At 63.1% G+C, this 19,763-nt stretch carries 20 protein-coding genes; 11 read left to right on the top strand and 9 right to left on the bottom strand.

Going from position 1 to position 19,763, the window contains the following annotated elements:
• Nucleotides 1–30 precede the first annotated feature (30 nt).
• The 3 genes from HBA99_RS22255 to HBA99_RS22245 form a co-directional block, all read right to left on the bottom strand.
• Nucleotides 31–1,098 (bottom strand): NAD(P)-dependent alcohol dehydrogenase, encoded by a 1,068-nt coding sequence (locus HBA99_RS22255; RefSeq protein WP_064409822.1) that lies wholly within the window; start codon nucleotides 1,096–1,098, stop codon nucleotides 31–33.
• Nucleotides 1,095–1,562 carry a DUF4334 domain-containing protein gene (locus tag HBA99_RS22250; RefSeq protein WP_030097247.1) on the bottom strand — a complete coding sequence of 156 codons (468 nt, stop codon included), beginning with the start codon at nucleotides 1,560–1,562 and terminating at the stop codon, nucleotides 1,095–1,097. Before HBA99_RS22250 ends, HBA99_RS22255 begins: the two co-directional genes overlap by 4 nt.
• 67 nt (nucleotides 1,563–1,629) lie before the next feature.
• The gene (locus tag HBA99_RS22245; protein WP_030097246.1) at nucleotides 1,630–2,223 is read right to left on the bottom strand and encodes a LysE/ArgO family amino acid transporter; all 594 of its coding nucleotides are present in this window, start codon (nucleotides 2,221–2,223) and stop codon (nucleotides 1,630–1,632) included.
• 71 nt (nucleotides 2,224–2,294) lie between these two features.
• On the opposite strand from HBA99_RS22245, the gene HBA99_RS22240 reads away from it, so the two are divergent.
• Nucleotides 2,295–3,170: a LysR family transcriptional regulator ArgP gene (locus tag HBA99_RS22240; RefSeq protein ID WP_070951941.1), complete on the top strand. Its 876-nt coding sequence runs from the start codon at nucleotides 2,295–2,297 to the stop codon at nucleotides 3,168–3,170.
• Here the strand turns inward: HBA99_RS22240 and HBA99_RS22235 are convergent.
• The gene (locus tag HBA99_RS22235) at nucleotides 3,167–3,925 is read right to left on the bottom strand and encodes an IclR family transcriptional regulator (protein WP_420063460.1); all 759 of its coding nucleotides are present in this window, start codon (nucleotides 3,923–3,925) and stop codon (nucleotides 3,167–3,169) included. The two genes, HBA99_RS22240 and HBA99_RS22235, sit on opposite strands and share 4 nt — an antisense overlap.
• A gap of 162 nt (nucleotides 3,926–4,087) precedes the next feature.
• Here HBA99_RS22235 and HBA99_RS22230 point away from each other — a divergent pair, with 162 nt between their 5' ends.
• The 4 genes from HBA99_RS22230 to HBA99_RS22215 all read left to right on the top strand — a co-directional run bounded on the left by HBA99_RS22230 (nucleotide 4,088) and on the right by HBA99_RS22215 (nucleotide 9,008).
• Nucleotides 4,088–4,579, top strand: a complete 492-nt coding sequence (locus tag HBA99_RS22230) for a MaoC family dehydratase (protein WP_070952420.1) — start codon at nucleotides 4,088–4,090, stop codon at nucleotides 4,577–4,579.
• The gene (locus tag HBA99_RS22225) at nucleotides 4,576–5,403 is read left to right on the top strand and encodes an HpcH/HpaI aldolase/citrate lyase family protein (RefSeq protein ID WP_070951943.1); all 828 of its coding nucleotides are present in this window, start codon (nucleotides 4,576–4,578) and stop codon (nucleotides 5,401–5,403) included. The genes HBA99_RS22230 and HBA99_RS22225 overlap by 4 nt, the downstream gene beginning before the upstream one ends.
• Nucleotides 5,404–5,494: 91 nt before the next feature.
• Entirely contained in the window at nucleotides 5,495–7,135 is a 1,641-nt protein-coding gene (locus tag HBA99_RS22220) for an AMP-binding protein (protein WP_070951944.1), read from the top strand.
• A complete protein-coding gene (locus tag HBA99_RS22215) occupies nucleotides 7,125–9,008 on the top strand; it encodes an acetoacetate--CoA ligase (protein ID WP_070951945.1) in 1,884 nt (627 codons plus the stop codon). The genes HBA99_RS22220 and HBA99_RS22215 overlap by 11 nt, the downstream gene beginning before the upstream one ends.
• A 17-nt stretch (nucleotides 9,009–9,025) precedes the next feature.
• On the opposite strand, the gene HBA99_RS22210 is transcribed toward HBA99_RS22215, so the two are convergent.
• Nucleotides 9,026–10,081 (bottom strand): ferredoxin--NADP reductase, encoded by a 1,056-nt coding sequence (locus tag HBA99_RS22210; protein WP_070952421.1) that lies wholly within the window; start codon nucleotides 10,079–10,081, stop codon nucleotides 9,026–9,028.
• 59 nt (nucleotides 10,082–10,140) lie between these two features.
• On the opposite strand from HBA99_RS22210, the gene HBA99_RS22205 reads away from it, so the two are divergent.
• The 4 genes from HBA99_RS22205 to HBA99_RS22190 are packed head-to-tail and all read left to right on the top strand — an operon-like array spanning nucleotide 10,141 to nucleotide 14,247.
• Nucleotides 10,141–11,025, top strand: coding sequence for an SDR family NAD(P)-dependent oxidoreductase (locus HBA99_RS22205; protein WP_052399558.1), 885 nt, complete (start codon nucleotides 10,141–10,143; stop codon nucleotides 11,023–11,025).
• 35 nt (nucleotides 11,026–11,060) lie between these two features.
• Nucleotides 11,061–11,981, top strand: coding sequence for a ferritin family protein (locus HBA99_RS22200; RefSeq protein ID WP_046255047.1), 921 nt, complete (start codon nucleotides 11,061–11,063; stop codon nucleotides 11,979–11,981).
• Nucleotides 11,982–11,992: 11 nt separating this feature from the next.
• On the top strand, nucleotides 11,993–13,492 hold the full coding sequence (locus HBA99_RS22195; protein ID WP_070951946.1) for a flavin-containing monooxygenase: 1,500 nt from the start codon (nucleotides 11,993–11,995) through the stop codon (nucleotides 13,490–13,492).
• Nucleotides 13,489–14,247: a MerR family transcriptional regulator gene (locus HBA99_RS22190; RefSeq protein ID WP_070951947.1), complete on the top strand. Its 759-nt coding sequence runs from the start codon at nucleotides 13,489–13,491 to the stop codon at nucleotides 14,245–14,247. The genes HBA99_RS22195 and HBA99_RS22190 overlap by 4 nt, the downstream gene beginning before the upstream one ends.
• 18 nt (nucleotides 14,248–14,265) lie before the next feature.
• Here HBA99_RS22190 and HBA99_RS22185 read toward each other — a convergent pair whose 3' ends face one another.
• From HBA99_RS22185 to HBA99_RS22175, 3 genes are all read right to left on the bottom strand, one after another.
• The gene (locus tag HBA99_RS22185) at nucleotides 14,266–14,526 is read right to left on the bottom strand and encodes a cytochrome C oxidase subunit IV family protein (RefSeq protein WP_070951948.1); all 261 of its coding nucleotides are present in this window, start codon (nucleotides 14,524–14,526) and stop codon (nucleotides 14,266–14,268) included.
• A 4-nt stretch (nucleotides 14,527–14,530) separates the two neighbouring features.
• The gene (locus tag HBA99_RS22180; protein WP_165615242.1) at nucleotides 14,531–15,043 is read right to left on the bottom strand and encodes a cytochrome c oxidase subunit 3; all 513 of its coding nucleotides are present in this window, start codon (nucleotides 15,041–15,043) and stop codon (nucleotides 14,531–14,533) included.
• A 77-nt stretch (nucleotides 15,044–15,120) separates the two neighbouring features.
• A complete protein-coding gene (locus HBA99_RS22175; RefSeq protein WP_070951950.1) occupies nucleotides 15,121–15,873 on the bottom strand; it encodes a hypothetical protein in 753 nt (250 codons plus the stop codon).
• A 496-nt stretch (nucleotides 15,874–16,369) separates the two neighbouring features.
• On the opposite strand from HBA99_RS22175, the gene HBA99_RS22170 reads away from it, so the two are divergent.
• Nucleotides 16,370–16,765, top strand: coding sequence for a hypothetical protein (locus HBA99_RS22170; RefSeq protein WP_070951951.1), 396 nt, complete (start codon nucleotides 16,370–16,372; stop codon nucleotides 16,763–16,765).
• On the opposite strand, the gene ligD is transcribed toward HBA99_RS22170, so the two are convergent.
• Nucleotides 16,762–17,970 (bottom strand): non-homologous end-joining DNA ligase, encoded by a 1,209-nt coding sequence (gene ligD, locus HBA99_RS22165; RefSeq protein WP_070952422.1) that lies wholly within the window; start codon nucleotides 17,968–17,970, stop codon nucleotides 16,762–16,764. The genes HBA99_RS22170 and ligD overlap by 4 nt on opposite strands.
• 121 nt (nucleotides 17,971–18,091) lie before the next feature.
• On the opposite strand from ligD, the gene fadD2 reads away from it, so the two are divergent.
• A complete protein-coding gene (gene fadD2, locus HBA99_RS22160) occupies nucleotides 18,092–19,762 on the top strand; it encodes a long-chain-fatty-acid--CoA ligase FadD2 (RefSeq protein WP_070950527.1) in 1,671 nt (556 codons plus the stop codon).
• Nucleotide 19,763: the final 1 nt, after the last annotated feature.

The following is a 19,763-nucleotide window of genomic DNA, read 5'->3' as shown; positions in this document are numbered from 1 at the left end:
GGGTGGCCTGCCCGGCCGCTCGCATGGCGCTCACCAGAGCAGCACCGGTTTGATCGCGATTCCCGATCGCGCGTCCGCGACGGCTCGATCGATATCACGCGCCGGGTAGGTGCGTATCAGCGATTCGATCGGGAAGCGGCCCTGCGCGTGCATCCTCAGCAGTTCCGGAATGAACTCCAGAGGATTCGCGTCGCCCTCGATGCATCCACGGATCACCTTGCCGCCGAACATCAGATCGGTGAGATCGATTGTTCCGCGTGAGGCACCCAGCCCGACCAGAACCAGTACACCGCGCTGCCGCAGCAGCCCGAGCGCCGTGGCGATGACATCGGGGTTGGCCGTGGTGTCCAGAGCATGGGTGGCCCCGCGTGCGATGGTGGTCACGTCCTGGGCCGTGGGGTCGACGGTATGGGTCGCACCCAATTCGGTGGCTTTGTCTCGCCGCGAGGCGACAGGGTCCACAGCGATGATCGTCTGCACTCCGACCGCCTTGGCGGCCATCACCGCGGCGAGGCCGACACCGCCAGCGCCGAACACCACGAGGCGCGAATCTGGTTCAGGTGTAAGTACGTTGAGCACCGCGCCGGCACCGGTCTGCAGACCGCAGCCAAGGGGAGCGGCGATGGTGAGGTCCGTGGAGGGGTCCACCACGACGGTGTTGTCGGCGGTGGCTAGTGCGTACTGGGCGAAGCTCGACTGTCCGAAGAACGAGCCGAACAGTGCGTTCCCGTTCTGGGACAGTGTCGTCGTGCCGTCGAGCCGTGTACCCGAGAGGTTGAGCCGGGCGGCGCGGGAACAGTAGGCCCGCTCACCCGCATCGCACTGTCGGCACTGGCCGCAGCTGCGGTAGCTCAAGACCACACGGTCTCCTGGCCGGATACCGCTCACGTCAGGGCCTACGGCCTGGACAACCCCCGCACCCTCATGGCCGAGCACCGCCGGGATCGGTACCTGTGATGTGAAGGTCAGGTCGGTGTGGCACAGGCCGGTGGCGTGAATCTTGACGAGCACCTCGTCGGAGCGCGGATCCTCGAGTTCCACCTCTTCGAGGGCGAATGAAGGCTCTGCGGATCGGCTCAGTGCTGCAGTGACTTTCACTGATCGCGTTCGAGAATGAAGTAGAGGTAGTTGCCGCTGGCGCGCTGACGTTTGCCGTTCATGATGCCCATCAGCGTGTTCTCGTCGACCCACTTGAAGTGATCAAAAGTGGGCTGTCCGTCGTACACCATGGTGCCGGTGACCTCGCCGCGGAACTCGATGTCCCACAGGGTTGCACCACCCAGACTCAAATCGTTGTTGGAGAACAACTTTCCTTCGTCGTCGTAACAGACGATCGGCTCGACGTCGTTGATGGATCTGAAGATCTTGCCGTACCAGCGGGCGGCGGCCAGCTGTCCGTTCATCTTGTGTCCGGTGTGGAACTCGTCGCCCTTCCAACTGCCGAGCATGTCTTCGGGTCGGGCGGTATCGAGCGCGGCCCAGATCTCGTCGAGGTCGGCGGGACTGACGTCCCGGTGACCTCGAAGTTCGGCGAAGCGGGTGCGGGCCTTGTCGACATCCATTGTCTCTCCCAAGTCAGTTGGTTCGGGAAGGACGCTAACACCGAACCAAATGGTTCGGCAAGGGTGATCAGACGACCAATGTGAGGCCCAGCGTGATCATGACGACGGCGATGACGGCGTCGAGTACACGCCAGGTTCCCGGACGCTGGAACAGTCCGGCAAGGTGCCGGGCGCCGAAGCCGAGTCCCACGAACCAGACGACACTTGCGATCAGGGCGCCCGCGCCGAACAGCCAGCGTGCGTCCTTGTGTGCGTTGGCGAGTGAGCCGAGCAGCACCACGGTGTCGAGATAAACGTGCGGATTCAGGAAGGTGATGGCCAGTGCGGTCATCAGCACCGCGCCGAGGCGTGCCGGATTGGATTCGGCGGGAACCAGAGTGCCGGGCCGTAATGCGCGGCGGGCGGCCAGCAATCCGTAGCAGATGAGAAACGCGGCACCGCCCACCTTGGCCACGGTGAGCAGGCTCGGCGTGGCCGCGATCAGTCCACCGAGGCCGCCGATGCCCGCGGCGATGAGCAGAAAGTCGCCGGTGATGCACACGGCGACCACCGGCAGCACGTACTCACTGCGAATCCCTTGTCTGAGTACGAAGGCGTTCTGGGCGCCGATGGCGGCAATGAGGGACATTCCGGTCAGGAAGCCAAGGAAGAGGACGGTCACAACGTCGACGCTAGGGCGGTAAAAAGCTGTAGTAAAGCTAATGATTCTTACTCTGCATTAGAATCGCTAATGTGAGTCTGGACTCCCAGCAGCTGGTTGCCTTCGCCGCCGTCATCGAGGAGGGCAGCTTCGATGCCGCCGCCCGGCGGCTCGTCATCACTCCTTCGGCGGTGAGTCAACGTGTCAAGGCGTTGGAACAGTCGGTGGGTCAGGTGCTGGTTCGCCGCGAGAAGCCCTGTGTGGCAACCGATGCGGGTGTCTCGTTGATGCGGCTGGCGGCCCAGGTTGGCACACTGGAGCGTGAGGCACTGCGCGAGATGGGTGTCGATGGATCTCCGATCCGGGTCGCGATCGCGGTGAATGCCGACTCATTCGAAACCTGGATGGGGTCGGTATTGGCGCAGATTCCCGACGGCGTGCTTATCGACATCCGCGTTGAGGATCAGGATCATTCCGCGGAGTTGTTGCGCGCAGGCGTTGTGATGGCAGCGGTGACAACGGAGCCGAAGCCCATCGCCGGATGCCGCTCCGAACCGCTTGGCTCGATGCGGTACTTCGGGATGGCGTCACCGGGTTATGTAGCGCGCTACCTCCCGGGCGGTCTGCTTGACTCGGGGATCGAGGCCGTGCGGCGCGCGCCGATGATGCGGTGGGACAGGCGCGATGCACTCCAAGATCAGTTCTTACGCAAGCTTTTTCGTCGGGATGTCGCGGTCCCGGAACACTACGTGCCTACGACAAGTGGAAACACCGAGGCGCTGCGGGTCGGATTGGGCTGGGGAATGATGCTTGAGCAGTTGGATCGCAGCGGCCTTGTCGACCTGGCGCCGGGTCGGTATCTCGATGTGCCGTTGTATTGGCAACATTGGAAATTCGAATCCTCGACACTGCAGGCGATCACCTCGGCGGTACGCAAGGAGGCTTCCGTTCTGCGGCGCGAACGCTAGCGGCGCACGGCGCGGCTGAGCCGATGCGCGTGCCGCAGCAAGAGCTGTCCGAGGACCGGTTGGCGTTCGGTGTTGAACCGTGCCTCGATGCCGGTCAGGGTGAGCGCACCGATGGGGTTGTGGTTGGTATCGAACACGGCGGCGGCCATGCCCCAGGATCCCTCGACCAGCTGGCCCGGGTTGAGCGACCAGCCGGCCTGCCGGGTGGCGCCGATCCGATCCCAGACGGCGTCGGTGCGAAAACCGTTGCCCCACTCGGACTCCAGGTCGGCCCTGGTCAAGTAGGCATGGATCGCGTCGTCTGGAAGGTAAGCCAGGACGGCCATTCCGGACGAGACGATTCCGAGCGGAAAACGGGCGCCCTCGTACAGCACGTGCGATCGGATTGGGAAATCGCCATCCTCGCTGAGCAATACGACGGTGTGATCTCCGCGGCGCAGTGAGAAGAACGCACTCTCGCCGGTTTCCCGTGCCAGCGCCGCCACGTCGGCGGCCGCCTTCTCCGTGATGTTGTAACGGGGAGCCGAGGTAGCGCCGAGCACGTAGATCTCCGGACCTAGGAACCATTGGCCAGAGCGGGCATCGCGCTCCACGAACCCTTCGGTGGCGAGCGATTCCAGCAGCCGGTGCGCGGTGGCCCGCGGGATGTCGGTGCGGCGAGCGAGTTCTGTGGTGCTGACGCCCGTTCCGGTGTCTGCTGACACGGCACGCAGCAGGGCCGCGGTGCGGCGTACCACGCTGGGTGCCTCGGTCACCCGCTCACGATACGTGTCCACTGAATGGACGTTCAAGCCCGAGTGTGTTCATCCGGTGAGAGCTTTCTGCACCATCCTTGCCGTGCAACTGGGTTTTCATCCAAGGTGTCGGTGCGCCGGTGCGCCAGCAAGTGGACGCCCTGGTTGGGCTTGGAGGTGGTTGTGAGCGACAAACAGATCGTCGAGCAGCGCGGTCTGTGGTTCGAGGAATTCGAGCCCAATGTGCTGTACGTGCACCGGCCGGGGCGGACGATCACGGAGGCCGACAACGTCTTGTTCACCACGTTGACCATGAACACCCAGGCATTGCATCTCGACGCGGCGTTCTCGGAGGCGCTACCGCCGTTCAATCAGCGGCTGGTGAATTCGATGTTCACTCTGTCGACGTTGGTCGGGTTGTCGGTCGCACAACTGACCCAGGGCACCATCGTCGGGAATCTGGGATTCTCCGATATCGCTTTCCCCAAGCCGCTGTTCCACGGTGACACGCTGTATGCGGAGTCAGAGGTGATCGGTAAGCGTGAATCCAGGAGCCGCCCGGGTGAGGGCATCGTCACCTTCGCGCATACCGGCAGGAATCAGCACGGCGACGTGGTGGCAACGGCCTCGCGAAAGACCATGGTGCGTAAACGGCCCGGAGGGCAGCAGCAGTGACACTTCTTGATGCCGGTCCGGGCTGGCTGTTCTGTCCGGCCGATCGCCCCGAACGCTTCGAAAAAGCCGATGCAGCAGCAGATGTGGTGATTATCGATCTTGAGGACGGGGTTGCGGCTGCCGATCGCCCTGCTGCCCGCGACGCCCTGATCAATACCCCGCTGGATCCCGATCGCACCGTGGTGCGCCTCAACCCGGCCAACACCGCTGAACACCGGCTGGATGTCGAGGCACTCGCGCGGACCGAGTACAGGACCGTAATGCTGGCCAAGAGCGAACACGCGGATCACGTCGCGGCACTGGCACCGTGGTGCGTGGTGGTCCTCGTCGAGACTCCGTTGGGAGCTCTCAACGTCGCGGAGTTGGTGCGGCCCGGGAACGTTGTCGCGGCGATGTGGGGTGCCGAGGATCTCTTTGCCGCGACGTGGGGTACCAACAACCGCTGGCCAGACGGCAGCTACCGCGATGTAGCGCGGCATGTGCGTTCGCAAACCCTCTTGGCGGCAAAGGCATTTGGCCGGATAGCCGTGGATTCGGTGTACCTCGATATCACGGGGCTCGATGGTCTGCGTGCGGAAGCGGATGACGCGGTGGCCGTCGGATTCGACGCCAAGGTGGCGATCCATCCCACGCAGGTAAACGTCATTCGCGCGGCCTACCGGCCGGCCGCCGAACGGGTGCGCTGGGCGCACGGTGTGCTTGAGCTGGCGGGCCGGGAACGCGGTGTCTTCCAGTTCGAGGGCGCCATGGTTGATGCGCCCGTGCTTCGGCGCGCGGAGCGAATCATCCAGCTGAACATGGTGACTGGCGGGAGGCCCGGGTGAGAAGCATCCGGCGGCAACGCACCGAAACACCAGGTGCGGGCTGGGATGAGTCGTTAGAGTCGTGGTCGGTCTATGTGGTGGAAGCGAGACGATGAAGTCCTATGAGGCCGGGCCGTCGACGTCCCCGATCATCGAGGAGACGATTGGTGAGAACTTCGAGCGCATCGCCGGTACCTATCCCGATGTTGATGCGCTGGTCGAGGTCGCGGGCGGACGCAGTTGGACATACCGGGAGCTCGACGCCGACATCAATCGCGTTGCGCGCGGCCTTATGTCACTCGGAATCGACGCAGGGGACCGGGTGGGCATCTGGGCGCCGAACTGTCCGGAGTGGGTCCTGGTGCAGTACGCGACGGCAAAGATCGGCGCAATACTGGTCAACATCAACCCGGCCTACCGAACCCATGAGCTGGCCTATGCCCTCAATCAGTCGGGTGTTCGCACGCTGGTCTGTGCCACGGCGTTCAAGTCCTCCGACTACGTCACGATGGTGGAACAGGTGCGCCCGGAGGTGCCCTCGCTGGTGGACGTCTTGTTCATCGGTACCTCCGACTGGGCGGATCTGATTACCGTCGCAGGGCAGGTCTCCGAGGAGGCACTGCGCACCCGGATGTCACAGCTGTCCAACACCGATCCCATCAACATCCAGTACACCTCGGGGACAACGGGTTATCCGAAGGGTGCGACACTGTCGCACCGCAACGTGGTCAACAACGGATACTTTGTGACCGAGTCGATTCACCTGGAAGCCGGCGATCGGCTGTGCGTCCCGGTGCCCTTCTACCACTGCTTCGGAATGGTCATGGGCAATCTCGGATGCACGACGCACGGCGCCACCATCGTGGTCCCGTCGCCGGGATTCGATGCGGCACGCACGCTCGAGGCGATCGAACGTGAGCGCTGTGTGGGGGTGTATGGGGTGCCCACCATGTTCATCGCCATGCTGGCAGACCCCGACTTCGCGCAGCGCGACCTGTCCAGCCTGCGGACGGGAATCATGGCGGGTTCGGTGTGCCCCGTAGAAGTGATGAAGCGGTGCATAGACGATCTGCACATGGCAGAGGTGGCAATCGCGTACGGAATGACCGAGACATCGCCTGTCTCGTGCCAGACGCTCGTCGACGACGACCTCGATCGCCGCACCGCGACAGTCGGGCGTGCGCACCCGCACGTTGAGATCAAGGTGGTCGACCCCGGGACCGGAGAAACGGCGGAACGCGGGCACTCTGGTGAGCTGTGCACGCGCGGCTATTCGGTGATGCTCGGTTACTGGAACAACGAGGAGTACACCCGTGAGGTGATCGACTCCGACGGATGGATGCATAGCGGGGACCTGGCCGTGATGCGAGAGGATGGCTACTGCACCATCATTGGGCGAATCAAGGACATGGTGATTCGTGGCGGCGAAAACATCTATCCGCGCGAGATCGAGGAGTTTCTGCTCACCCATCCCGACATCGAGGATGTTCAGGTTGTTGGGGTGCCGGACGAGAAGTACGGCGAAGAATTGTGCGCGTGGGTTCGGATGAGGACAGACCGTGCGAGTTTGGACGTCGCCGCCGTGCGTGCCTTCGCCGCGGGGCGCCTTGCCCACTACAAGATTCCGCGCTACGTGCAGGTGGTCGAGAGCTTCCCGATGACCGTCACCGGGAAGGTACGCAAGATCGAAATACGGGCGCAGGCGATCGAACTTCTGGGGTTACGCGAGCCGGGCCGGTCGCATGGGGAGTAACGCGTACGAGCGGTTCGTCGAGCACGTATCGCAACGGTATGGGCTGTCACTGAAGGACTATGCCGATGTGTGGCGCTGGTCCGTTGATTCCGTACCGCAGTTCTGGCGCGCATTGTGGGAGTTCTTCGATGTTCCGGGACGCGGGCTGCGTGACGGCGATGACGGCGTGCTGTCCGATTCGGTGATGCCGTGCGCGCAATGGTTTCCGGGCACCGAGCTCAACTACGTGAGCCCGATGCTGCGCCACGCACATCTCGACGGGGACGCCATCGTGGGTGTGGATGAAGCGGGCGGGCGCATCGCGATCAGCTGGGGTGAACTGCCCGGCAGGATCGGTGCGGTGGCCGCGGAGCTGCGTCGGCTGGGGGTCGGCCGCGGTGATTGTGTGGCCGCGTATCTGCCGGATGTGCCCGATGCCATGGTCGCCTTCCTGGCCACCGCGGCGGTAGGGGCGGTGTGGGCGGGATGCGGCCAGGACTACGCCCCCGAGGGGGCGGCGGCGCGGCTGGGTCAGCTCAATCCCAAGGTTCTCATCTCCGGCCCCGGATACCAGTACAACGGTCGGTGGGTGGATAAGGCAGCCGACACCGCCGAACTGCATCGCCTGCTGCCCGGTACTCCGGTGCTGATAGTCGAATTGCCCACGGGCAGTGAAGAGCCCGTAGTCGAGATGGTGCCATTCGATCAACCGATCTGGGTCCTGTTCAGCTCGGGTACCACCGGCAAGCCCAAGGGGATTGTGCACGGCCACGGAGGCATGCTGCTGGAGCATCTCAAAGGGGCGGGGCTGCACTGCGATCTAGGCCCGGGCGACGTGTTCTTCTGGCAGACGGCGTTGTCGTGGATGATGTGGAACTTCCGGTGTAGTGGGCTGCTGGTCGGCGCCACCGTGGTCTGCTACAGCGGGCATCCGCTGTATCCCAACGCGGATCGGCTGTGGGAGCTGCTGGGTTCCGAAGCGGTGAGTTACTTCGGCACCAGCCCCGGACACCTGCAGGCAACCAAGAAGGCGAAACTGGAGCCGTCGGCCATCCATGACCTGAGTGCACTGAAGACATTGGGAAGCAGCGGATCTCCGCTCTCGCCGGACCTGTTCGATTGGGTGGGTGCGCATGTCGGGGTCACGGTGTCGTCCCTGTCGGGAGGTACCGACGTGTGCACCGCCTTCGCCGGCGGTACACCGGGAGTGCCCGCGCATCCCGGCGAGTTGCCCGCCCGCTACCTGGGGGTGGACCTGCACAGTTGGTCACCCGATTGCCGATCCCTCGTCGGTGAGGTGGGCGAAATGGTGATCCTGCAACCCATGCCCTGCATGCCGATCCGATTCTGGGATGACCCCGATGGATCACGTTATCGGGCTGCCTATTTCGAGCATGAATGGGCCGATGGCCCACACCCCGGGGTCTGGCGCCATGGTGACTGGGTCACCGTCACCGAGCACGGATCGCTGGTCATCCATGGACGCAGTGACGCCACCCTGAACCGCAACGGAATCCGGATGGGCTCGGCGGACATCTACGAGGTCGTGGAGTCCATGGACGAGATCGCGGAGGCATTCGTCCTCGGTGTCGACGGGCCCGGTGGCGCGTATTGGATGCCGCTGTTCGTCACGATGGCGCCGGGGCACACCTTCGATGGCGACCTGGGTGCCCGGATCGCGCGGGAGATCCGGGCCCGGCTGTCGCCGCGGCATGTCCCCGACGAGGTGATCGAGGCGCCGGGAATCCCGCACACCCGAACCGGCAAGAAGCTCGAGGTCCCCATCTGTGGTGTGCTCGCCGGACGCGTTGACGTGTCATTGGATCCGCGTTCGATCGACAATCCCCATCTGGTCGACTGGTACCGGGAGCAGGGGCGCGGTCACCGCTGGTAGCGGCACCAAAGCTTCTGCTAGCGGTCGAAGACGATGGTCAATGTGTCCGACTGCGGCAGTGACTGGCACGCCAGCCGCACGCCGTGGCGGATCTCGTGGTCGTCGAGGATGTCGTTGACCTGCATTGTCACTTCACCCTCGCGAAGGGTGTAGGAGCAACCACCGCAGTTCCCCTCGCGGCAGACGTAGGGCGCATCGATGCCGAGGCCGAGGAGCACATCCAGAAGGATCTGTGTTTTCGGCCAGCTGATCTGGTGGGTGTCGCCCTCGATCTCGACGGTGGCGCTCACCGCATCGGGATCGGTCGGTGCGGTCGCGACAACTGGTGCCGCGGCGAAGGCATCGGTGCTCAGCGACACGAAGACCTCACGATGGATGTTCTCTCGGGCCAGTCCGGTATCGCCTAGTGCGGCCGCCGCTACATCCATGAAAGGGGCTGGGCCACAGAGATATGCGGCAGTGCCGGGGACTGGGGTGGGCAGCAGCGCGCGCAGGCCGTCCGGGGTCGGCAGACCGGCCTCCGCCTCGATCCAGTGCACGATCGCCAGGCGGCTCCCGTATTTCGACTGCAGTGCCGCCAGCTCGGCCTCGAAGATCACCGATTCGCGGTCTCGGTTGGCGTAGACAAGGACTGCATTCTGTACGGAGTGGGAGAGCACCGTCCGGATCATGGACATGATCGGCGTGATGCCGCTGCCCGCGGCCACGAACACCGGAACTGCCACGGTGTCACGCATGGTGAATGCCCCTGCAGGGCGCAGTGATTCGAGCGTCATTCCGGCGCGAGCGTTATCGCACAGCCAGTTCGAGGCATGGCCGCCGGATGTGCGTTTGACGGTGACCTTCAGATGTTCGTCGAGGCCGGGTGCGCTCGAGAGCGAGTAGCACCGAGATACGGAGTCCGTGCCGGCCGGTACGCGCAGCGTGAGGAACTGTCCGGATTTGTAGGCGAAGTCTGCCCGGGCGTCGTGCGGCGCGGCGAACACGATGGAGACCGCATCGGGAGTTTCGGCGATGACTTCGAGCACCTCCAGTGCGTATGCGCTGGGGGCGGTGGACGCGTGCGTCGTCATGCGAGTTCCTTCCGGAGTGGTGTACGCCTCATTGTCATCATGCACTGTGCCATTGACAAATGGCACAGTTGCTGTTGTTCTATTTCCTCATGGGGCTCCTTGACGTCTTCAGACGCCCGCCGATCTCTGTGAACTCAAAAGCAGTGGTCACCGGCGCGGGCAGTGGTATCGGGCGTGCTTTCGCTCTTGAACTGGCCCGCCGTGGCGGTCACGTGATCTGCGCGGACATCAACGCCGAACGGGTCGCGGAGACCGTGGCTGAGATAGACCGGCTGTCTGCGGGCTGCGCACATGCGGTGACCTGCGATGTCTCATCGCGAGATGAGGTGGAGAAGCTGGTCTTCGAGGCGCAGGAGGTGTTCGCGGGGCCGCCCACGCTGGTGATCAACAATGCGGGCGTCGGAATCGGCGGTAAGCCAGTCGGCGAGATCGGCATGGACGACTGGAAGTGGGCGCTGGGTATCAACCTGTGGGGCGTCATCTACGGCTGCGAACTGTTCACGCCATTGCTCCGTGCGGCCGGCCGCGGCGGAATCATCAACGTCGCCTCCGCCGCGGGGTTCGCGGCAGGTCCCTCGATGGCCTCGTACAACGTGTCCAAGGCCGGGGTCATGTCTCTGTCGGAAACCCTCGCTGCCGAGCTGAGCGGCACCGATATCAACGTGACCGTGCTGTGCCCCACCGTCGTCAAAACGAACATCTTCAAGGACGCTCGCCTCACCGGGGTGGAGATCGGCACCTCGGGCTTGGTCGACCGGCTCATCGAGCTCACCGGTTTTTCCCCGGAGAGGGTCGCCGTGAGCACCCTCGACGCACATGACCAGGGCCGCCTGTATGTGGTCCCGCAGTTCGACGCGAAGGTCATCTGGCACTTCAAACGGCACTTCCCCGTGCTACACGCGCGCGTTGCGGGCTTGCTTGGCCGCCTTCTTCCCACTCACTGAACTTCGTATCACCTGACTGAAAGGAAAAACGTTCCATGTCAATGGATCTCGACAACATGCTGCAGATGATCAAAGACAAGCAATGGTCCCTGGCCGACATCGACTGGGAGGCGCCCGGTGCCGAGCTGATCGAGCCAGAGCTACATGCCAAGCTCAAGCCGTTCATCGCGGATCTGATGTGGATCGAGAACGTCGGCGCACGCGGATTCGCGGCGCTGGCCAAGAAGGCGCCGAACCCCACTCTCAAGAGCATTTACGAGCACTTTCATGCCGAAGAGCAGAAGCACGCCAACGCCGAGCTCGCGCTGATGCGCCGGTGGGGCATGCTCGAGAACGACGAAATCCCTTCCCCGAGTATCAATGTGCAGTTGGTGATCAACTGGCTCGACAAGTACTCCGACGGGATGTCGCTGTCGTTCCTGGGGACGGTCATCCCCATGCTGGAGGTCGCTCTGGATGGTGCACTGATCAAGTTCATCACCGACGAGGTCAAGGATCCGATCGCGCAGGAGGCCTTCAAGCGGATCAACTCCGACGAATCGCGGCATCTTGCAGTGGATTTCGAAGTCATGGACATCCTCGGCCATGCCAAGATGCGCAAGATGCTCATCGAGTTTGTCGGCGGCTGGCTCAAGCCCAGCCTGCTGATCGGCGTGCTGAGCTATGTGCCGCTGCTCAACAAGATGCGCGACAACATCGTGGCGATGGGTGTCGACGAGGAACGTCTCTATGGGGCGATGAAACGGTACAAGAGCGTGGGCGAGCGTAACGAGAATGTCCGGCGGCTGCCGAACTACCGCATCATCTCCTGGCATGCGATGAAGGTGATCAATCGCAAGTCCAAGTACCACATCACCGCTGACTTGCTCGTGAAATTGACGGGCAGAATTCCCATGCGGTTGGTGGAGAACAAGCCCACCTGGTCGCAGGAACTCACCTACGAACCCGTCGCCTGAAAGCAGCCAGCATGAACATCTCCGTAGCCATCATCGGTGCCGGATTTGCCGGCATCGGTGCAGCGATCCGCCTGAAAGACAAGGGAATCACCGACTTCGCGATCTTCGAGCGCGGGGACACGGTGGGTGGCACCTGGCGTGACAACACCTACCCCGGGGCGGCGTGCGACATTCCCTCGAGGCTGTACTCCTACAGTTTCGCGCCAAATGCCGAGTGGTCGCACACGTACTCCGGTAGCGGTGAAATCCTGGGCTATATCGACCAGATGGTCGAATCGGCAGGCCTTCGGTCGTACATCCGCTTCGGGCACAATGTCGTTGGCCTCACGTATGACGAGGCCAACGGGGAGTGGACTGTCGAGTTCGAGGGCCAGGAACCGGTGCGGGCCCGCACCGTCATCATGGCGTCCGGCCCACTCGCGAATGTGAGCTTTCCGGCCATTCCGGGCCTTGAGAGCTACGAGGGCCACAAGATCCACAGCGCGCGATGGGATCACGATTACGACTTCACCGGCAAGCGAGTGGCAGTGGTCGGCACGGGAGCCAGCGCCGTCCAGATCATCCCGGAACTGGTGAAGTCCGCCGAGCTGGTGAAGGTTTTCCAGCGGACGCCCGGCTGGGTTTTGCCCCGCGTCAACCGCGCCACCGGCAGTCGGCTCAAACAGCTGTACCGCAACTGGCCGCTCAGCCAGCGGCTGGCGCGTGCGGCCTGGTTCTGGGGACATGAGTCGGTGGCCATGGGTGTTGTGTGGGATACACCATTCACCCGCGTGGTCGAGGCGGTCAGCTCCGCGCACCGGCGCATGCAGGTCAAGGACCCGTGGCTGCGCCGGCAGCTGACACCCGATTTCTCGGCCGGCTGCAAGCGTCTGCTGATGACCAGTGACTACTACCCAGCCTTGCAGGCAGAGAACTGCAAGCTGGTCACCTGGCCCATCGCCCGGCTGGCCCCGAAGGGTATTCGCACGGTAGAGGGTATTGAGCACCAGTTCGATTGCATCGTCTTTGCCACCGGTTTCGACGTGTGCAAGGCCGGGACGCCCTTCCCGGTCACCGGGATCGACGGACGGGACCTGGCCACCGAGTGGTCGGGAGGGGCATATGCCTTCCGCAGCGTGGCGGTGTCGGGCTATCCCAATCTGTTCCTTACCTTCGGACCCAATTCGGGACCGGGGCACAGTTCGGCGCTGGTGTACATGGAGGCGCAGATCAACTACATCACCGACGCGATCGCGGCGGTGGTCAACAACGGCTGGAAATCGGTGGAGCCCCGCCCCGAGATCCAGGAGAGCTACAACCAGGACATCCAGCGGCGCCTGCAATCCACCACGTGGAACTCGGGCTGCCAGAGCTGGTACCTGACGGATGACGGCTTCAACGCGACGATGTTCCCCGGATTCGCCACGCAGTACGTCAACCAACTCAAGAGATTCGACCTGCAGGACTATAAAATCACTGTCTCGAACACCAGTGACGAACTGATACTGACAGGGCCAGCTTCGAAACCATGACCGAGTACCGGATCGACGACCTCGCGCGGGCATCGGGGACGACGACCCGGAACATCCGTGGTTATCAAGAACGAGGGCTCCTGCCCCGGCCGCTGCGCCGGGGCAGGACAGCCATCTATAACGATTGGCATCTGCGCCAGTTGAGGGCGATTAATCGCCTGCTCAGCGAGGGTTTCACTCTCAAACACATCACGAAGTTTCTCAGTGGGCTGCAGCGCGGTGCCCAGCTCGCCGATGTGCTCGACCTGTCGGATCTGGAGGGCCTGCTCGAGAAGCGGTTCTCCAACGCTGCCCAGGGAAATCTCTCGTTGAGGGAGCTCGAAGAGACGCTCGGCCCGATCGATTCGGCGGCCCTTGCGCGCCTGGTCGAAGCCGGGCTGATCCAGCCTGTTGACGGCTCGGATTCTTATCTCGTCACCGATCTCGACACCATTGACAACTTCGCGGCGTTGATCTCCCTCGGAATGAGAGTGACCGACCTAGCCGACATCCACGTGAGGACCAACGCGAAGCTCGACGATGCCGCCCGGGTGCTTATCGGTGCCGCGCGCGATGAGGTGGCACGTCAACGTGGGCCCGGTTGGGTTCCCTCCACCGACGACGAACTGGCTTGGGCAACAGAACTTATCGGGACGATGCGCCGTGCGGCGACGCACACCTCGCACGCTGCCATGAACCGAGCGCTCGATGATGCGCTGCGCGCCGAGATGGACCTGTACCGGGAGCAGGCGCAGCTGCCCACCGATCCTGCGTGAGTTGCCGGAAGGCTTCGGCTACACATAGAAGAACCCGAGCAGGATCGCCAGGACGGATGCGACGTATCCACCGAAGAGGAACTGCAGCACCCCTGGCGCTTGGCGCAGCTCCATGAAGTAGTTCCCTACCAGCCAGATCTTGACGAAAGTGATGGCGACGATTATCGATGAGATGTTGTAGCCATGTCCCTTCTCGGTGTCAAGCAGTAGCGAGATACATGTTGCCGCAATGAGAACCAGGAAAACCAGTGTCGCTTTGCGACTGTATGTGAGATTCATGTGCCTATGCCAGATAGAGAAGTGAGAAGAGCCCGATCCACAAGAGGTCGATGAGATGCCAGAAACAGGAGCCTCCCTCGAGGAGCCGGATGTCCGAACTGGCCGCGGCACCGCGTGATGCATACGTCATCGCCCCGAGTATGACCGTGGCAACAATGGTGTGAACCAGATGGATTCCCGTGAAGATGAAGTAGACCATGAAGAAGTGACTGGTCATCGGGCTCAAGCCTTGGCTTGTAACCTCATGGTATTCAATTAATTTCACGCTGACGAAGCAGATACCACTGCCTGCCGCCGCTAGGTAATAGCGGGCCGCGTGTGTTGATCCGTTTCGCGCCTTCTCCAGGCCGATTGCCACGAGCAGTGAGCCGCTCAGCAGCAGAACGGTATTGAGTGCCCCGAGGCCAAGGTTCAACTGGGATTGCCCGGAGGTGAATGCCTCTGCTTCGGATGATCGATAGTGTGCGATGACGGCAAAGAATGCCGCGAAGACGATCATGTCGCCGAACAGAAACACCCAGAGTCCGGGCTCTCCGGGGACGTGCGGTGCCCGGAGATGGGCCGGTGTCTGCTTGTGAGTTGTTAGATCTCCTGTCATGAGACCTTTGGCCTGATCTGCTCAAGAACGGTGGAAACCCCTGTCTGGGCCCGATAGTCGGATAGCAGGGCCTGTGCGAGCGCGGCGAACATCCCCGCCTGGAAGATCGCGGTGGCAGCCGCCGGGATGTACAGGCCGACAAGGCCGTCGTACGCGAACGGCCCGTCCTTGAAGAAAATGATCAGCACTGATCCGGCGAACAGAAGTCCACACCAGAGGAGGAGATAGGCCGACCAGCGTGGCAAGGGCTCGTTGCCGGGTTCGGCACGCAGGATCGCTATCGCCATGAGTGTGAACAGGACGGTGAACACGGCCCAGGTGAAGAGGAAAATGAACCACCCCAGGTCGTTGAGTGCCTGGGTGATCTGCGGTTCGAGTTGTTCGGGTCGGAAGGCGGCCACCGACCACACGATGAACGGAAGAATCAGGAGGAAGAGCGCGATCGGCATGAGTATCAACGACGCGTAGGTGAACACCGGTGTGTCTCTTTCCGTTCGGCGCAACCGGGCGAGTACAACCCCCAGTGGCAGTGCAAAGAGCGGCATGAAGAACAGGGCCACAATGCACCCCAGCCGTATGTGATTCTTGTTGCCCACGTAGAACGCCGCCAGCTGCTCAGCGCTCCAGGCCGGGCTTGGTGCGGGTAATGCAAAGCGTGCAAGCAGCAGCCAGCCGACGATAAATGCCAGCGTGAAACCTCCGATTCCGATGGCGGTGAATATGGCCTGCGTGCGGATGTTTGATGACATGTGGGCAGACTCCTCAATACGTGGGCAGAAGATTCCAGGGCGGTGGGGGATAGCGATGCCCGGGATCGGGGATCTCCGGGTGCGGTCTCGCTGTGCTCAGTCTCTAGAACGACGAGAAGCGGTCACGGATATCCGCACCGCTCCGAAGTTGAACTCAAGGTCGGACGACACCAAGAGTGTTGTGTAGAGCCAACTCTGGAACCGATGGCGAGGCCGATGGAGAGCGGATGCACGGCTCAATGCGCACCTCCTTGTGCGTCTGTCGGTGCGTGCGGGTCGCTGCGCCGAACGTATTTACGGTAGATGGGGAATCGTAAATTGAATAGTCGGTAATATCGGGTATCACATGAGTGTCTATGTGTGACCACCATCACAGCAGAGAGGGATGGCGCAACGATGGGAACTGTCACATAGTAAACCGATTGGTATATTTCGAATCGATTTCCATAATCGTTGTAGGGCAACGTCTATGGACTGAACTCAACGAGGAGAACTCATGTCCGCGTCGGTGGTCGTCCGCTCAAACCCCCTGAAACTTCTCATCCTGGGGCGCAGCATCGTTGCCTCAGGCAGTCTCCTGACGCCGAACGTGTTCGCGCGTGTGTTCCGGATGGAGGCGGCGGGTACGCCTGCCATACCCATGGGCCGCATGTTCGGCATCCGCAACGCGCTGTTGGCATTTGGACTGGCGCGCCTTGGTGCATTCACCACCCCTGCCACGTTCCTGAAACTCAATGTGTTGACCGATGCGGTTGACGCGGCAGTGCTGGTCGCGGCCGGGCGTCGGGGTGAAATCAGCAAGCTGACTTCGACTCTCGGCACTACGGTGGCGCTATCGGCCGTGGTGTTGGGTGCCGCCTCGTTGGCTGCTCAACCGGCGCAGCAGGGCTAGCCCCACGGCGAGTAGTCGGCGATCAGTTCCTCCTGCGCGGGCCGCTCGGCCTCGGGGACGTGCACCAGGTTGACTCGCACCCGATACCAAATCGAGCTGGGGCCGCGCATGCCGTCAATCAGAATGTCTTGCGGTTCAAGTAATTTAGCTACTACTGGATACTTGTCCCGCCACATGCCGAACGCGGCCTCAGCCTCCGGCTTGGTCTTGGTTCGCGCAATCTCGACCAACGGCATGATCGACTGACGCCGACCGTCCCGGGAAGCGCCTTTCGGGGCTTTTTCGGCGGGGCCCAGTTCGGCGGCCAGCTCCAGGAGCTGATCCAGCGCCCCGGTGCCGGCTTGCCTTTCGGCGTCCATGTCCCGCCACGGATCGCCGATCTCAGCGAATCGTTCGCGCACGGTGTGCAGCGTGAACTCCGAAGGGCGACAACGGGCGACCTCGTCCCAGCGCAGCGGCGTCGACACCCGGGCATCGGGGGTCGCACGCACGGAGTACGCCGAGGCCACCGTGCGATCCTTGGCGTTCTGGTTGAAGTCGACGAACACCCCATGGCGTTCCTCCTTCCACCACCGGCTGGTCGCCAGCTCCGGGGCGCGCCGCTCCACCTCGCGGGCCACCGTCTCGGCGGCCAGACGCAGCTCCCGGAACGTCCATCGCGGCGCGATGGGCGCGTAGATATGAAAGCCGCGCGAGCCAGACGTCTTCGGCCATGCCGTCAGCCCATGGTCTTCAAGAACCGCGCGCACGACGAACGCGACATCGAGGATCTGGCTCCACGGCACCCCCGGGACGGGGTCCAGGTCAATACGCAGCTCGTCAGGATGATCCAGATCGTCTGCACGCACTGGGTGCGGATTGAGGTCGACACATCCCAGGTTGACCACCCACGCCAACGACGCCGCATCGGTGACAACGGCCTCTCGGGCGGAGGTTCCGCGCGCGTAGTGCAGCTCCGCGGAGGCAATCCAGTCCGGCCGCTTCTCGGGCACCCGTTTCTGGAACACCGCCTCCTGTGAGATGCCCTTGACGAACCGCTTCAGAATCATCGGCCGGTCACGCACGCCGCGCAGCGCCCCTTCGGCGACATCCAGGTAGTAGTGCACCAGGTCGGCCTTGGTGACGCCCGCTGTGTCCTCACCCGGGGGAAAGACCACCTTGTCGGGGTGCGTGATGGTGACCTCGCGCCCCGCGACCTGCAGCACGACGTCTGCCATGGCGTCATCGTAGGGCTGCAGACCGACTTTCCCGGGCGTAGTTGGTGACGGGCCCCCGACCGACCGGTTGGCTGTGCCGCTGAGAGGGAGGTCATATAGGCTGTCGATCATGTCGATCATCGCCGAACGGCCGCTCTTCTCGAAACTTCAGACCCTTGCGAAGCGCGGTGGCGCTGAGCTGCATTATCTCCGCAAGGTCATCGAGGCGGGCATGCTCAAACTCGATCCGCCCAACGTGCTCGCGGCAATCGTCCGCGACTTCTACCGGTTCGGTGAGATCGGCGCGGTACCGGGCTTCGGAGCGCACCGCAGCCCGGCGCGGACCGCCATCATCGACGACGAGGGCTCGATCACCTATGCCGAGCTCAACGACGCCGTCAACGCCCTGGCACACGGTCTGAACCGTCTGGGTATCAAGGGCGGCGACGGAGTGGCCATCCTGGCGCGCAACCACCGCTGGTTCATCATCGCCAACTACGCCGCACACCGCGCCGGCGCTCGCGTCATCCTGCTCAACACCGATTTCTCCGGGCCGCAGACCAAGGAGGTCGCCGAGCGTGAAGGCGCCCGTGTCCTGATCTATGACGCCGAGTATGCCGAGTTCCTGGACGGCTACAGTCCCGAGCTGGGCCGGATCATGGCGTTGCCGACCAACCCGGAAAACCCGGATCAACCCGCCTCCGGCGACGAGACCATCGCCTCGGTGATCAAACGCAACAGCACCTCCGCCGCGCCGCGCCCCTCGAAGTACTCCTCGCTGGTGATTCTGACCAGTGGCACCACCGGCACGCCGAAGGGAGCGCCGCGGAAGCTGGCGCTGACCCTGGCGCCGGTCGGCGGCATGTTCTCGCATGTGCCGTTCCGCTCCGGTGAGGTGACATCGGTGCCCGCGCCGATGTTCCACGCCCTGGGATACCTGCATCAGAGTCTGGCGCTCACCCTGGGCTGCACCCTGATCCTGCATCGCAAGTTCAAGCCGGAGAACGTGCTCTCCGATATCGAGAAGTACCGGGTGACCGCTGTGGTGGTCGTTCCGGTGATGCTCAACCGCATCCTGAACGCCATCGACGAGGCGGCGACCAAGCCCGACTTGTCTTCGCTGCGTATCGTTTTCGTGTCGGGATCACAGTTGGGCGGCGAGCTGGCCTCCCGCGCGCTGGACACGCTGGGGCCGGTGATCTACAACCTGTACGGCTCCACCGAGGTGGCCTTCGCCACCATCGCGCGGCCGCAGGATCTGGCCATCAATCCATCCACAGTGGGCCCTGTTGTCAAGGGCGCTACCGTGAAAATCCTTGACGACGAAGGAAAGCCGGTCTCGCAGGGCATCGTCGGACGGATCTTCGTGAGCAACGCGATTCCATTCGACGGCTACACCGGGGGCGGGCACAAGCAGATCATCGACGGACTGATGTCCAGTGGTGACGTCGGCTACTTCGACGAGCATGGGCTGCTCTACGTCTCCGGGCGCGATGACGAGATGATCGTCTCGGGCGGCGAGAACGTGTTCCCGGCGGAGGTTGAAGATCTCATCAGCGGACACCCGGAGGTCATCGAGGCCACCGCGCTGGGAGTCGACGACCCGGATTGGGGCGCTCGGTTGCGGGCGTTCGTGGTCCGCCACCCGGAGTCGACGGTGGATGCCGACGGCATCCGTGCGTACGTGCGCGACAACCTGGCGCGGTACAAGGTGCCACGTGACGTGGTCTTCCTGGATATCTTGCCGCGCAACCCCTCCGGCAAGATCCTCAAGCGCCAGCTGCGCGATTTGGAGGTATAGC

The sequence above is a fragment of the Mycobacteroides chelonae genome (assembly GCF_016767715.1).
Classification (GTDB): domain Bacteria; phylum Actinomycetota; class Actinomycetes; order Mycobacteriales; family Mycobacteriaceae; genus Mycobacterium; species Mycobacterium gwanakae.
This window is presented reverse-complemented; position numbering and strand designations above follow the sequence as displayed.

What these genes read in the sequence shown, in the direction of transcription:
- HBA99_RS22195 (WP_070951946.1), top strand. Translation starts at nt 11,993, where the DNA reads ATGAACATCTCCGTAGCCATCATCGGTGCCGGATTTGCCGGCATCGGT.
- HBA99_RS22220 (WP_070951944.1), top strand. Translation starts at nt 5,495, where the DNA reads ATGAAGTCCTATGAGGCCGGGCCGTCGACGTCCCCGATCATCGAGGAG.
- HBA99_RS22250 (WP_030097247.1), bottom strand. Translation starts at nt 1,562, where the DNA reads ATGGATGTCGACAAGGCCCGCACCCGCTTCGCCGAACTTCGAGGTCAC.
- HBA99_RS22210 (WP_070952421.1), bottom strand. Translation starts at nt 10,081, where the DNA reads ATGACGACGCACGCGTCCACCGCCCCCAGCGCATACGCACTGGAGGTG.
- HBA99_RS22175 (WP_070951950.1), bottom strand. Translation starts at nt 15,873, where the DNA reads ATGTCATCAAACATCCGCACGCAGGCCATATTCACCGCCATCGGAATC.
- HBA99_RS22215 (WP_070951945.1), top strand. Translation starts at nt 7,125, where the DNA reads ATGGGGAGTAACGCGTACGAGCGGTTCGTCGAGCACGTATCGCAACGG.
- HBA99_RS22185 (WP_070951948.1), bottom strand. Translation starts at nt 14,526, where the DNA reads ATGAATCTCACATACAGTCGCAAAGCGACACTGGTTTTCCTGGTTCTC.
- fadD2 (WP_070950527.1), top strand. Translation starts at nt 18,092, where the DNA reads ATGTCGATCATCGCCGAACGGCCGCTCTTCTCGAAACTTCAGACCCTT.
- HBA99_RS22170 (WP_070951951.1), top strand. Translation starts at nt 16,370, where the DNA reads ATGTCCGCGTCGGTGGTCGTCCGCTCAAACCCCCTGAAACTTCTCATC.
- HBA99_RS22190 (WP_070951947.1), top strand. Translation starts at nt 13,489, where the DNA reads ATGACCGAGTACCGGATCGACGACCTCGCGCGGGCATCGGGGACGACG.
- HBA99_RS22205 (WP_052399558.1), top strand. Translation starts at nt 10,141, where the DNA reads ATGGCACAGTTGCTGTTGTTCTATTTCCTCATGGGGCTCCTTGACGTC.
- HBA99_RS22200 (WP_046255047.1), top strand. Translation starts at nt 11,061, where the DNA reads ATGTCAATGGATCTCGACAACATGCTGCAGATGATCAAAGACAAGCAA.